Annotated in this window: 13 protein-coding genes and 2 pseudogenes; 13 read left to right on the top strand and 2 right to left on the bottom strand. The window is 50.7% G+C overall.

Annotation, left to right across the window (positions count from 1 at the left end; genetic code table 11):
• Nucleotides 1–69 precede the first annotated feature (69 nt).
• From KIH76_RS10470 to KIH76_RS10430, 9 genes and pseudogenes are all read left to right on the top strand, one after another.
• Complete coding sequence (locus tag KIH76_RS10470) at nt 70–738, top strand: ATP-binding cassette domain-containing protein (protein ID WP_206430963.1); 669 nt, start codon at nt 70–72, stop codon at nt 736–738.
• Nucleotides 739–800: 62 nt separating this feature from the next.
• Nucleotides 801–3,164, top strand: a complete 2,364-nt coding sequence (locus tag KIH76_RS10465; protein WP_219070595.1) for an ABC transporter permease — start codon at nt 801–803, stop codon at nt 3,162–3,164.
• Between the two features lie 170 nt (nt 3,165–3,334).
• A complete protein-coding gene (locus KIH76_RS10460) occupies nt 3,335–3,568 on the top strand; it encodes a hypothetical protein (protein ID WP_084686030.1) in 234 nt (77 codons plus the stop codon).
• Nucleotides 3,565–3,924 carry a DUF3847 domain-containing protein gene (locus tag KIH76_RS10455; RefSeq protein ID WP_034526285.1) on the top strand — a complete coding sequence of 120 codons (360 nt, stop codon included), beginning with the start codon at nt 3,565–3,567 and terminating at the stop codon, nt 3,922–3,924. The genes KIH76_RS10460 and KIH76_RS10455 overlap by 4 nt, the downstream gene beginning before the upstream one ends.
• Nucleotides 3,890–5,386, top strand: coding sequence for a MobQ family relaxase (gene mobQ, locus KIH76_RS10450; protein WP_033495402.1), 1,497 nt, complete (start codon nt 3,890–3,892; stop codon nt 5,384–5,386). Before KIH76_RS10455 ends, mobQ begins: the two co-directional genes overlap by 35 nt.
• Nucleotides 5,383–5,685, top strand: a complete 303-nt coding sequence (locus KIH76_RS10445) for a hypothetical protein (RefSeq protein ID WP_033495400.1) — start codon at nt 5,383–5,385, stop codon at nt 5,683–5,685. Before mobQ ends, KIH76_RS10445 begins: the two co-directional genes overlap by 4 nt.
• Nucleotides 5,686–5,696: 11 nt before the next feature.
• On the top strand, nt 5,697–7,568 hold the full coding sequence (locus KIH76_RS10440; protein ID WP_109056363.1) for an AAA family ATPase: 1,872 nt from the start codon (nt 5,697–5,699) through the stop codon (nt 7,566–7,568).
• A 142-nt stretch (nt 7,569–7,710) separates the two neighbouring features.
• Nucleotides 7,711–7,869, top strand: a complete 159-nt coding sequence (locus KIH76_RS10435; RefSeq protein ID WP_006428300.1) for a transposon-encoded TnpW family protein — start codon at nt 7,711–7,713, stop codon at nt 7,867–7,869.
• Between the two features lie 50 nt (nt 7,870–7,919).
• Nucleotides 7,920–8,591, top strand: a pseudogene (locus KIH76_RS10430) (VirD4-like conjugal transfer protein, CD1115 family); the annotation flags it as partial.
• Between the two features lie 87 nt (nt 8,592–8,678).
• On the opposite strand, the pseudogene KIH76_RS10425 reads toward KIH76_RS10430, so the two are convergent.
• Nucleotides 8,679–9,535: pseudogene (locus KIH76_RS10425) on the bottom strand (transposase).
• Between the two features lie 602 nt (nt 9,536–10,137).
• A complete protein-coding gene (locus tag KIH76_RS10420) occupies nt 10,138–10,410 on the bottom strand; it encodes a hypothetical protein (protein WP_152600621.1) in 273 nt (90 codons plus the stop codon).
• Between the two features lie 79 nt (nt 10,411–10,489).
• Here KIH76_RS10420 and KIH76_RS10415 point away from each other — a divergent pair, with 79 nt between their 5' ends.
• Genes KIH76_RS10415 through KIH76_RS10400 form a run of 4 tightly spaced genes read left to right on the top strand, consistent with a single transcriptional unit; the run spans nt 10,490 to nt 13,266 of the window.
• The gene (locus tag KIH76_RS10415; RefSeq protein ID WP_081892026.1) at nt 10,490–11,011 is read left to right on the top strand and encodes a stage II sporulation protein M; all 522 of its coding nucleotides are present in this window, start codon (nt 10,490–10,492) and stop codon (nt 11,009–11,011) included.
• A gap of 8 nt (nt 11,012–11,019) precedes the next feature.
• On the top strand, nt 11,020–11,556 hold the full coding sequence (locus tag KIH76_RS10410; RefSeq protein ID WP_035138070.1) for a hypothetical protein: 537 nt from the start codon (nt 11,020–11,022) through the stop codon (nt 11,554–11,556).
• A complete protein-coding gene (locus tag KIH76_RS10405) occupies nt 11,540–12,481 on the top strand; it encodes an ABC transporter ATP-binding protein (RefSeq protein WP_219070594.1) in 942 nt (313 codons plus the stop codon). The genes KIH76_RS10410 and KIH76_RS10405 overlap by 17 nt, the downstream gene beginning before the upstream one ends.
• Before the next feature lie 26 nt (nt 12,482–12,507).
• Entirely contained in the window at nt 12,508–13,266 is a 759-nt protein-coding gene (locus tag KIH76_RS10400) for a hypothetical protein (RefSeq protein WP_236023789.1), read from the top strand.
• Nucleotides 13,267–13,790 lie beyond the last annotated feature (524 nt).

Genomic DNA, 13,790 nt, shown 5'->3' with positions numbered 1-13,790 from the left:
TGAAAGTGAAATGAAAGGTTCCTTTGATACAATGCTGGTAAATAAGAAAAGGAGGCCATTGGAGTGGGCGTGATATTAGAAACCAAGCAGCTTTGCAAATTTTATGGGACGGGGGAAAATCAGGTCAAAGCCGTCAATCATGTGAATATCCAGATTCAACAGGGAGAATTTGTCGCCATTGTCGGAAAATCCGGCTCCGGAAAAAGTACCCTGCTGCATATGCTGGGCGGGCTGGATACACCAACCAGCGGCAGCGTGATCTTGTCTGACAAGGACCTGTATTCCATGAAGGAGGATCAGCTTGCCGTTTTCCGGAGAAGAAAGATCGGATTTGTATTTCAGGCATTCAATCTGGTATCCTCCATCAATGTGTGGGAAAATATCGTTCTTCCGTTGGGGCTTGACGGAAAAAAAGTGGATAAAGCTTATGTCAATGATATTATCACCACACTGGGTCTTGAACACCGGATTCATAATCTTCCGAATACCCTCTCCGGAGGACAGCAGCAGCGCGTTGCGATTGCAAGAGCCTTGGTAAACAGACCGGAGATTTTGTTTGCGGACGAGCCAACCGGAAATCTTGATTCCAAGACAAGTGACGAGGTGATCGCGCTGCTGAAAATGAGCGCAAAAAAATATGGACAGACGATTGTAATGATTACCCATGATGATGAGATCGCGCAGGTTGCTGACCGTATTTTAGTCATCGAGGATGGACAGGTGGTGGATTTCAATTGAGGACGATCAGCAAAATTGCATTCAGCAACGACAAAAGAAATCGGACAAGAAGTGTCCTCATTATGACGGCGATTTGCCTGACTACCATGCTTCTGGTCATTATCAGTACAATTGGAAATGGACTGATCCTCTTACAGAAGGATCAGGCTGCAAGCTCATACGGAAGCAACTACGGCCTGTTTATCGCCGCAGATGGTACGCAATTAAAAGAAGTGGAACGCAGAGCTGAGATATCTGATATCGGCATCATGCGTACGGAGGGCATCCTGAAAGGAAATGAGAATGGCGGCTTTGTCAGTGCGGATGAAACGGTCAGGAAAATGCTTCCCTATAATCAGGAATATGTGTTGAAGGAAGGTACCTATCCGGAAAAGGCGCAGGAAATTGCCGCAGGACGCGCTTTCTTTGATGCAGTGGGATACCATGATGTAAAGGTCGGAGACACCGTAACATTGGAGTACCGTTCCGGCATGCAGTCGGAATACGCACCGATGGAATTTACTGTCAGCGGGCTTTTATATGACCGGGATGAATATACCATCGAGGCTTCCTATGTTGTATTCGGTTCGCAGGATTTTTATAATGAGCGTGTTGCGGAGGGTGACAGGCAATATAATATCTATTTTACCTTGAGCGATTCTGCAAATGTATCTATGAATAATGTTGCGCCTGTTATAAAAGAAATCGCGGATTCCTGCGGCATTGACCAGAAAAACGTGATCATCAATGACCTCTACCTGCAGTGGGTATTGCAGCCGAGCTATGAAATGATTGTGGTTTGTGGAACCCTGATCCTCGGAATCGTGCTGTTTTCCGTTGTGGTCATTTATAATATCTTCCAGGTCGGGATCGCCCAGAAGGTTCAGGAGTACGGAAAAATCAAGGCGCTGGGTGCAACCAGAAAGCAGATGAAGCAGTTGATCTTTCGTGAGGGCATTCTTCTGGCGGTTCCTTCGATACCGCTGGGGCTGCTGTTTGGTTTCCTGATTGCAAACGTCAGCTTCAACTGGCTGGTGGAGCAGGGAAATCTGGTATCGTCCGGAATCAAGAACCATCAGGTGCCTCTGTTTTCACTGACAATTATGCTCATCTGCATTTTTGTATCGTTTCTTACGGTCGTTTTGGCTCTGCGCAAACCCATGAAAATTGTTTCCCGGATTTCACCCATCGAAGCGACACGGTATCTTGACGGCTCCAAAACGCAAAAACAGGGCAGACGAAAAGGCAGAAAAGATGTCACCGTTTTCTCCATGGCAATGGCAAATGTGACAGGCAATCCGAAAAGAACCATTGCTACGATTCTTACCATGGGGCTTTCCTGTGTATTGTTTGTAATTATCTCTAATTATGTTGGGAATATTGACACGGAGCACGAGGCGCGGATTGCAATCAACCATGGACAATTTGAGTTGCAGCTGGATTATTCCCAGAATTATGATGAAGCCTATTCGGAGAATAATCTGGACACAATCCTACAGAACAACCCACTGAATGATTCTTTGATTAAAGAAATCAAATCCATCCCCGGTGTAACGGATGTACTGACGAGAGAAATCGTCTCTGCAGATCTGAACGGAACAAAATTTCCGGTTGCAATCGTAAATCAAGAGGATTTTGAAATGATGCGCGGGGATGGCGATATCGGTTCCATGGACTATGCACAGGCTGTCAAAAACGGGGATGTTTTCTTTGGCTGGTCCAAGTGGATGGAAGCTGACGGGTATTCTGCGGGTGCACCGATTACATTCAACTTTGACAACGGAAGTGAAACCTATACCTATCAGGGAAAGATTGCAGGATCCTTTGTAAGCGCGGACACTTATCTTGTCATTCCGGAAGGTGTATACCGTTCCATGAATCCGAGGGGAACAGCCTATGGATATCTGTGGGTGGACTGTGATAAAAAAGATGTGGCATCTGTAGAGCAAAGCCTGAATGACCTGCTCTCCGATACTTCTCATATCAAGCTGAACACCTATCACGCAGAATTGCAAACCGCAGAATACGCAAGCCGTATGATGAAGCTTGGCTGCTATCTGTTCATGGCAATTGTCGGTCTCATTGGGTTTATGAATCTGGCAAACACCATGATCATCAATATCATCACGAAGAAGCAGGAATACGGTGTGCTGCAAGCGGTAGGCATGACCAATAAGCAGTTGAATCTGAGCTTACAAATACAGGGCTTGATTTTTACGGTTGGCACCATCTGCGTCGCACTTGCTGCCGGTCTGCCCCTTGGCTATGCACTGTTTTCCTATGCGAAGCATAATGGGATTTTTGGAATGAACGTTTATCACGTTCCTCTTATCCCGATTCTTGTTATGATTCTTCTGGTTGGTATTCTACAAATTGTGCTTTCCTGTGTTTTAAGCAGTAATCTGAAAAAGGAAACGCTGGTAGAAAGAATAAGGTATCAGGGATAGCAAGTAATATGTAATGAACTAGGTCTTAACGAAGAGGAGAAATAGATAACTTCCGATTTGTCGAACTGATAAAATCCCTTTAGGAACTAAAGGGCGCACTTCTATACTCCCCTGTCGGAAGTATCGTGCGTCCTGCGGAGCTTCATTCCCGGTCGGCAGAAGAAAACTGCATGACCGAGAATGTTGCGTCACTTCGTTCCGTCAAGGTGGCTACACCCCCTTGCGCCGCTAATGCGGCTATCCCCTGTGGACTTGCCGTCCGCAAACAGCATAAAATGCTGTTCGCCGCCAGCAAGTTTGGAAAAACAAATACCGAAAATCAGACCGTTGACTGGTCGCACTATGCGAAAAGTCGGCGGTCTTTTTTTATCCCCAAAATCAAAAAAGGAGGTCAAGCACAATGACAAAACCGAAAACCCTTGAACAGCTCCGAGCCGAAAAGGAACGAGCCGAGACGCAGCTTGCGCAGGAACAGCACAAGCTGGAGCGTCTGGAGAATCGAAAGAAGTATCTGGAGAAAGGCGAACGCACCAAGCGCACCCACCGCCTTTGCAATCTGGGCGGCACGATTGAGAGCCTTGCCCCGGAGGTCAAAGATCTCACACGCACCGAAATGACAGAGCTGATGGAGTACATCTTTTCTCTGGCAGAAGTCCAGCGAGCCGTCCACCATATGGCGATTACCCACATCAGCCAAGCAAACAGAGAAAAGGAGTTGAAAGTCGATGGCACTATTTCATCTGAGCGTCACGCAGACTAAACGAAGCGCAGGACAGTCCGCTATTGCTTCTGCCGCCTACCGAGCCGGGGAGCGATTGTATAGCGAGTATTACGGCGAATACAGCGACTACACACGCAAGGGCGGCGTGATCTGCTCTGACATTCTCCTGCCGTCCCATGCACCGCCCGAATACGCAGACCGCCAGACGCTATGGAACGCCGTGGAAAAAGCCGAGCGTGGAAAGAACGCCCAGCTTGCATACAGCTTTGACATTGCCTTGCAGAATGAATTTTCCCTTGAGGAAAACATCGCTCTTGCAAGGCAATTTTTGTTGGAGAACTTTGTGAGCCGGGGCATGGTGGTTGACTTCGCCGTACACCAGCCAGACCGGGAGGACGGCGGCATACCAAATCCGCATTTTCATGTGCTTTGCCCCATCCGCCCCATCGAGCAGAACGGCAAATGGGGGCTAAAGCAACGCCGGGTGTACGAGCTGGACGAGGACGGCAACCGTATCCGGGACGCAGACGGAAAGTTTGTGTTCAACGCCGTTCCCACTACCGACTGGGGCAGTCCCGAAACGCTGGAATACTGGCGGCAGACATGGGCGGAGCTATGCAACGCCAAGTTTGCGGAAAAGGGGCTTGACGTTCGTATCGACCACCGAAGCTATGAGCGTCAGGGCGTGGAGCTTCTTCCCACCGTCCATGATGGCGCAACCGTCCGGGCAATGGAGAAGAAAGGCATACGCACCGAGAAAGGCGAGTTCAACCGCTGGATCAGAGCCACCAACGCCGTTATCCGGGACATCAAGAAGAAAATCGCTCTCCTGTTTGATTGGATTGCCGAAGCAAAAGCGGAGCTTGCCAAGCCGCAGGCACCCGACCTTGTTTCTCTGCTGAACGCCTATTACACCCAGCGCAGAGCCGGGGCGTATTCGCAGAAAGGCAAGGTCAGCAATCTAAAGGAGATGAACGAGACTTTCAATTATCTCCGGGCAAACGACATTTACTCCCTTGAAGATTTGGAACACCGTGTCAGCGAACACAGTGCTGCCACAGAGAGCTTGAAGAAAACGCTGGACGAACAGACCGCCCGAATGAAAGCAATTAAGCAGCTCTATGACAGCTCCGCTGCTTTCCAGAGCTTGAAGCCTATCTATGACGGCTTGCAGAAAATCAAGTTTGAGAAGCCCAGAGCCAAGTACAAGGCAGAGCATGAAGCGGAACTGAAACAGTTCTACGCCGCCAGACGAAAGCTGACCGGAGAGTTCCCGGACGGTAAGGTGGATATGAAAAAGCTGTCCGCAGAGTATGACGCTCTGGAACAGGCGCATGAAACCACCTACGGCGAGTTTAAGACCGTCAGAGACGATTTACACCGCCTTTGGAAGGTCAAGTCATGCGTAGATACTGCCGCCCGATTTAACGAGCGTACAGAGGAACAAAAGCTCCAAAATCGACCCCAAACACGACACAAAAAGGAGGATATATCCCGATGAAAAAATACGACTGGAAGAACGAATACAACCCCATCCGCAGAACGGCAAAACGCCTTTTGAGCGGAGAGCCTTTGACCGATGGCAGACCGCTTTCCAATCTAATTGAGCTGGACGAACACACCCGGAAATGCCTTGCCTTTGAAGCCACCCTCACCGACCGTCAGATTGATATGTTGCAGGATTTGGGCTATCTGCCCGTTACCACAAGACAGTACGGTGAGGAATGTGCAAACTGCCCCTATACGCTGGACGAGCGTGAGCATGGCGTTTGCAGACGATGCGCTGTTTTCAAGAAGTAAGGAGGACGCTCATGCAGTACACCCAAGCACAGATTGACCGGGCAAACGCCGTCAGTCTGGAAGATTTTCTCCGCACACAGGGAGAAACGCTTATCAAAAGCGGACGGGAATACCGCTGGAAAGAGCATGACAGTCTGACCGTCCGAGGAAACAAATGGTTTCGCCACAGCCAGAGTAAGGGCGGCTATCCCATTGATTTTGTCATGGAGTTTTACGGAAAGTCCTTTCCCGAAGCCGTCCAGCTCCTGATCGGCGAAAGCGGCGAGGGACAGAGCGAAGCCAGCACAGCACCGCCCACAGCGTTTCACTTGCCCTTGCACAACAGAACAGCCGACAGAGCAATTCAATATCTTTGCGAAAGCCGAGGTCTCAACAAAATGCTTGTTGAGGCTTTTCTTCTTTCCGGGGATATTTACGAAGACGCAAAGCGGCAAAATGTTGTGTTTGTTGGCAGAGACCGAAGTGGTACGCCGAGATACGCCCATGTGCGAGGAACGGCAGACCCATTCAGACAGGACATTGCCGGGTCTGACAAGTCCTATCCGTTCCGATACGAGGGCAACGGCAACCAGCTCTTTGTCTTTGAAGCGCCGATTGACCTGTTATCGTTCATCTGCCTTTATCCGCAGGACTGGCAGACAAGGAGCTATCTTGCCCTGGGCGGCGTTTCGGGCAAAGCCCTTGACCGTTTTCTTTCTGAACGCAAGGACACCCGAAAAGTATTCCTCTGCCTTGACAGCGACACCGCAGGAAGTGAAGCCTGCTCCCGACTGGCACAGTCCATTCCCGGCGAGATCGCCGTCATTCGCCTTGTCCCGGCAAGGAAAGACTGGAACGATGTTCTCCGTCAGCAAGGGGACATTCCCAGCCGCAAATTCATAGCCGAGACAATCACGCTGCGAGAGCTGCCCACCGCCCAGCCTGTCCCAATGCTCCGCATGGCAGATGTGGAGCTGACGAGCGTGGATTGGCTATGGTTTCCGTATATCCCCTTTGGAAAGCTGACGATCATACAGGGCAACCCCGGTGAGGGCAAGACCTACTTTGCCATGCGTCTTGCGGCGGCTTGCACCAACCGAAAGCCTTTACCCGGTATGGAGAAACTTGAGCCTTTCAATATCATCTATCAGACCGCAGAGGACGGTTTGGGCGATACCGTTAAGCCCCGGCTGATGGAAGCGGACGCAGACCTTGAACGAGTGCTTGTCATTGACGATAGAGACACGCCGCTGACTCTTGCCGATGAGCGCATAGCAAGGGCAATCCGTGAGAACAACGCAAGGCTGGTTATCATTGACCCGGTACAGGCGTTTCTGGGCGCAGATGTGGACATGAACCGGGCAAACGAGGTGCGCCCAATATTCCGCAGTCTGGGAGACATTGCACAGGCTACCGGGTGCGCTATCGTGCTGATTGGACACCTCAACAAAGCCGCAGGAACGCAAAGCACCTACCGGGGATTGGGGTCTATCGACATTACGGCGGCAGTCCGCAGTCTGCTGTTTATTGGCAAGCTGAAAGACAGTCCCACAACAAGGGTGCTTATCCATGAGAAAAGCTCCCTTGCGCCGCCCGGACAGTCCCTTGCCTTTTCTCTGGGAGACGAGAAAGGCTTTGAATGGATAGGAGCTTATGACATTACCGCTGACGAGCTTCTTGCCGGGACAGACACCGCCAAGACCGAAAGCAAGACCGCACAGGCGCAAATGCTCATTCTGGAACTGCTTGCAGATGGAAAGCGTATGCCGAGCGCAGAGCTGGAAAAGGCAGTCAATGAGCGTGGGATTTCCTCACGCACCATGAGAACGGCAAAGAGCCGTATCGGGGACAGACTTGTGACCGAGAAAGACGGCACAGCATGGGTCTGCTATCTCCGAGATTGACAACAGGAACACGGCAAGCGTGGCAAAGACGGCAAGGTTTTTATAGATACCTTAATGTTGCCGCCTTGCCTTGTTCCCTCATACCGACACCGCCCGATGATGAACAGTCACCGGGCATTTTTCATTTACAGGAGGATTTTGAATGAACAATACCGCAACCAACACCGCCACTTGCCCTACTGTCAGAAAGCAGATTGGCAAGACAACCTATATCGTCCGTGTGCATTTCAGCCAGACCGCAAAAGAGACAATGGAGGACAAAATCAAGCGTCTGCTCCGTGAGGAAGTCCGCAAAATGTGACTTCTTTGTGAATTTGATGAAAAAGTCCTTGACTTTTCGTCTCTGGCGAAACCAAGAAAAGCATCATCATCACCACCGGCGTCCACCTCGCACCACTCCAAGTGCGCGAGGTACGCCGAATCCTCGACGGCGACGACATCCGGCTCGAAACCCTCGACCAAGGCAAACGCATCATCTATCTCGAACTACCCGACACCAACGCCACGTTCTCCTTCATCGCCAGCGTCTTCTACCAATGCCTCTTCGAAACGCTTGTACGCAAAGCCGACGCCAAACCTGACGGCGTGCTCGACCGCGACGTGCATTGCATGCTCGACGAATTCGCCAACATCGGCAAAATCCCCAACTTCGTAAGGCTCATCGCCACCATACGAAGCCGACGCATCAGCTGCAGCATCATCCTCCAGACCGTCAGCCAAGGCAAGAGCCTCTATCGGGATGACTGGGAGACCATCGCCGGCAACTGCGACAGCCAGCTCTTCCTCGGCGGCAACGAACCCAGCACCACCAAATACATCAGCGACCGGCTCGGAGACCAGACCATCGATGTCATTGAAACCAGCGAAACCAAAGGTCTCAACGGCAGCTGGACACGCAGCACCCGCAAAAACGCTCGTAAACTCCTCACTCCGGACGAACTCGGACGCATCCCCACCAGCCGGTGCGTCTACCTGCTCAGAGGCATACCACCGTTCCTCAGTGAGAAGTTATGTCATCTATAGATGACAAATACGATAATGCTATCGCATTGTGCGGCGCTGCCAAGGTCGTGAGGGACGGTCCCGTTAAGTGTGTAACTAGTGGTTTGGTTATATGTTCTCGCTGGCGGACCAGCGGTCGGCGAAGGTGACGGTGAACGTGTTCAACGCGGGCTTCCACGTGTCGTCCATCGTACCCGCCTTGCCGGTCGGGGCCAGCGACTTGACGGTCAGGTACAGGCACCTCAACGCGGCACGTTCGTCGGAGAAGTGACCTCGCGCCCTGACCGCTCGACGGAACCGCGCGTTGAGACTCTCGATCGCGTTCGTCGAACAGATCGTCTGATGGATTTCCACATCGTAGTTGAGAAACGGAACGAACCGATCCCACGTGTTAAGCCGCAGGCCGCCCATAGCCGGGTATTTGGACGCCCACTTGTCGAGCATCTCGTCGCGAGCCTGTTCCGCGGCTGCTTCGTTGACGACGGTGTAGATGGGTTTCGGGTCGCGTTTGAGTATGTCCCAGTCCTTTCTGGACACATAGTGGAACGTATTGCGCAGCAGGTGAAGGCGGCTGACGGTCTCTCTGGAGACCGAGGTGCCGTAGCTCTCCTGGAAGTGCGCGCTGATCTTTCCGGCGGTCAGGCACCTAGCATAGGTGCGACCGAGTCCACGTCGTTGAGCCGGCGATACCGTTTTTTGACGATGACGGGGTCGAACGAGCCGTCCCGGTCGTGAGGCACCTTGATGGTGACTGGTCCGGCCGCCTCCGTCGTCACGGTCTTGGCGGTTGTCCCGTTGCGCGTGTTCGCGGCCCTGCCATCGGCGCTTTTCTCGTGCTTTTCGTGTCCGAGGTGCTCGGTCATCTGCTCGTCGAGGGCGGTCTCCAGCACGGTCTTGGTGAATTGCCTCAGCAGACCGTCGCGGCCGGTCAAGTCAAGCCCCTGCTCCTTGGTCTGCCGGATTATCTCTAGCGCGAGCTCGCGCTAGATCGGGGATGCCTTTGGATCACTGGGTTTCGCTGGTTTCTCCGTGGCTTCCTTGCTGAGGGCCGTCTTCACATTGCCATGGCTTCCATTGTCTCAGTCGACATGCTCATTACAGACCCTTTCCCGCCAGCCACGCAGCCGGCGATCAAAGCCGGCTACACACTTTCCGAAACAGTCTCTCCCCACCGGCCAGTACATCTACCTGCTCAGAGGCGTACCACCGTTCCTCAGACGGAAAAAGATAATTGGCAATAGGCGATTCCGAAAATACTTGAGTGTTGTCATCTCGGAATGACAGTTAGTAATTTGATCCTTGTGGATCCATTTTCAATTTGAGAAGCTGACAATACAACTGGAACGAGGAAATTGTAAATGCAATTTCTGAGACTCTTGCCGATGTCTTGTAGCAAGAAAATGGCAACCATGCAATAGTGAGATCATATAAGGATTTTATGATGAAAAAGTTTGTAAAAACGGTACGATTGCCGCCGTTAGTTGTTGCTTATAGCGGCATAGAATAATGCTCGTATATACTTCACGGAAATGTATATAATTTGCCCAAAAAATAATATTTGCCCATACTATTCAAGGGAGACAATGATGTCTAGGTATGAAAATAATGCTCGCGGTACGTCTTGCAATAAGGGAAATCGGCAGATGGCAAGTGTGGCAGTCGCTTTTGCGGCAGTGTTCGTCACTCCTTTTGTTATTCCGCTGGTTGCTTCTCTGATGGCGGTATTGGGAATTGGGAGTGCGGCAGCTACCGCCATTGTCGCTGTAGCTTGGCTTGGATCGGCTGCGGTGGGAATGATTTTCCCTGCAGCTGCGCCGCTCACTTCCACCATCCAGTCCATGATTGGCACCTTGGGGACTTCGGGCGCTGCGGCATGGTGATTCATTGATTGGATATTATGGCCCTGCGGAGGAGGAGGTATGACGGGATTCTTGAAGCTATTTCTCACTAAGACGCGTTGCGTCCTTGGGATTTCCTTAGCAGCATTTCTGGTTGGCGTATTTTTAGCCAAGTTACGTCCGTATCCTTTGAGCAGGGCCATAATTCCGAAGATATATCTTCATGAACTACTATGGAACAATACTAAGGTATGGCTAATACTATTATTTGGAGGATTTCTATTCTCCATTCCTACAACTATTGTATTAGTTATTAATTATAGTTCTTTTGGATGGAGTGCGGCTCAGTATTTATTTCAAGACCAAGGAGGTAAATTATTGACCGCAGTAGTCCCTCATCTTTTCTTTGAATGCTTTGCGCTGATCACCATATCTGGCATTGCTTTGACTATTACGCACTATGAATTTTGTTTCTTGCAGAACAATCGAAAGCGGGATATTAGCATAGATAATGCCACTTTATTGTCCTTGTTTGTGGTTTTTATTTCATGGTTCTCGCTTTTTTGGGCTGCAATCATAGAGACATATATATCTCATATTTAAGGAGCATCATGATTCGCCTGTCAGTCTGGTTTGAGTCCTTGAAGTGGCGCATTGCCGCCTGGCGCTGCATCACTTTGAATTGGTGGTATTTAGTATTGGCCGCAGTATTAATCATATGGCTCGGCGTGGCGGAAGCTGTGGCGTTGCCCGCGTATGGTGAATATGCGCGTGAGGTATTCACGAACCTGTTGGCAGGGGTACCGTCTACGCCACCGGCTGTCGTACCGGTAACGGTGTTCCAATGGTCATGCTCGGCGGTTTGGCTGGTGTTGGCATATCGGCAGTGGGCGCGACGCCAGTTCGCATGGATGATTATATCGATGGTATGCAGCTTGTTGTATGTGCCATTCGTAATTTATCTTGTACATGAGCTAGCAGACCAGCGCAAAGGGATTGTTCGGTTGGAGGAGAAGCCAGAGAGCCCCTCCCCAGATGATACGGCTAATGATCATTTGGACAGGTGCGACATCAATCCCGTTGAAGAAACAACCACGTCCGACAGCATGATTCGCCGTATAGGAGGTCTTCGTGGACGCCGTGGTTGAAGTTCATGGATTGACTAAACGATATGTATCCGGGCCGGTGGTAGGTCCGATTGATTTTGAGGTTTGGCCGGGGCAAGTATTGGCCGTGGCGGGGTCGAATGGTGCAGGTAAGTCCACCACGCTACGCATGCTGCTCGGCCTAGCCTCTCCCAGCCAAGGTCGTGCACTGGTTATGGGCCGACCGTATCGGCAGTTGGAGCATCCGGGCTTGCAAGTGGGTGTATTCCTAGGTGGGCGATTGGGGGATGAGTCGATGACCAGCCGTGAGTATCTGACGTTTATGGCCGGCATGCAGGGATTGCATAACGTGCGTCGTCGCGTTCGCCGCGTGCTGCGTGCCTGTAGTCTGGATCATTGGCCGAAAGTCCGGATTAGGGGGTATTCCACAGGTATGAGACAACGACTGGGCGTTGCTTGCGCGATGCTCTCCGACGCACCGATACTTGTATTGGACGAGCCATTCAATGGATTGGATATCGAAGGAAGACTTTGGCTGCATGATTCATTGAAACAATGGGCCGAGTCCGACAGAACCGTTATTTTGGCAGCTCATGAGATTGAAGAACTGCAACGCATAGCCACCCATGTCCTGATTGTCATGCATGGTCGGCAAATGGGTTGCGGGCCAATCGAGCAAGTCATTAACGACAACAGCGACGGGGCTGGAATCATATTCCGCTTTGCAAACGGCGTAGATGTGAGCAGAAAGGCCGCGGCCCTGAATGATCTGATGGGAATGGGGGCCGATCTTCGCGCCCTAAAGAATGACTTGTATTTGGCACGACGGACGGATGAAGATACTGTATTCGCAACCGCAGCCAGATGTGAGGCTCCATTGGTTCAGCTCAATCGCGCCGAACCGACGCTTCGCGAAGTAATGACTAGCATAATCAACCGGTCTTCAGTAAAGAGCCACACGTCATGAACGGGGGTACACGGGATTTGCAACGCATGATGCTGCTCATACGTTATGTGGTATGCCGGCCGGCAACCCTCGCGGCATGGGTTGGGCTGCCGCTGGCGTTCGCCGCGTTCGCCGCGTTGACTAGCGCCTCCGTCCGGCTCATGCTCTCCTCCAGCTCCAAACTCGATGGCTTCGCCACGCTCGAAGGATTGGGGCCGAGCATCGCCGGTGCGGTTATGCCCATGGCCGAGCCCTTGGCAATCATCGCGGCACTGCTATCCGTCCGTGTCCTGCTCAATACGTCCACAGCCATTCCGCTGTTCCTGATTGAACCGAAGCGAACGCGACTGTTTCTAATCTTATGTGTCGATATCGCTATTGTTGGTTTTATTATGGCCGCAACCGGAGGACTTACCGCAACTGGTACCTCTCGGCTCATCCTCGGCCCCGTCGTACCATCGCAAGCATGGCCCTCTCCGTTGTCCACATCGCTGCTCTTATGTCTTCCCGTGGCCCTGATACTTACCGGGCGTATGCTTATTGCCGCCTCACTATGCGTAGCCGTTGATTCAGTGGGGAAAGGTGCGGCGTCTTACATTGCCTTGTATTATCTCCTTCCCATTGTGGTTGCTAATTTACCTGCATCTCAAACATTGAGTACATGGATACCATCTATTGCAGGCACTGCCATATTGGAGCCTGAACCAATTATCAGCCCTTTGTTTAGCGGTGTGATTGCTCTAGTTTACTTATTGATTGCAATTGGAATAGCGTGTGCAACGTTGAATTATAGGGATATTAGGTGATGCGAGTATATTAAAGTCTGTCGTTGGTATATATATGATAAATAACCAATTTACCTTAACAGCGATAGATGTCTATCGTCATCCATGATCACATTTAATTTTTACCACCTAATGTTATTGCTATTGGCGGAATGCGGATTCCAGTAATAAATAAACAACCCAGACCATTGAACCGATGAATCGCATTAAAGCATATTTAGAAGGATTGAAGTTTGCTTCTGATCCGTATTCCTGCATGGTTTATGCTGTGATAAAGAATTCTTTTAGAAATGGTCTCTGCTGTCTTTGTTGTTCGCGTCTGGTTGTGTGGGCTCAATATCCGAATCATCTATACTAAGCGAGAAACGCTACTTGTCTGTCGCTATTCTTCGCCGCATTTATTTAAACAAAATAATCTGTTCGGAAATCGCTATATTAAACCTGTGCATGAAACATCTTTCGATAAAACTCTGATTGTTTGGGTAACTCCGCGCATCTGACAATCGTATGAACAGTATCATCTTTAATAACAGTGATTTTATCTG

The sequence above is a fragment of the Bifidobacterium simiiventris genome (genome assembly GCF_019331715.1).
Lineage (GTDB): Bacteria > Actinomycetota > Actinomycetes > Actinomycetales > Bifidobacteriaceae > Bifidobacterium > Bifidobacterium simiiventris.
This window is presented reverse-complemented; position numbering and strand designations above follow the sequence as displayed.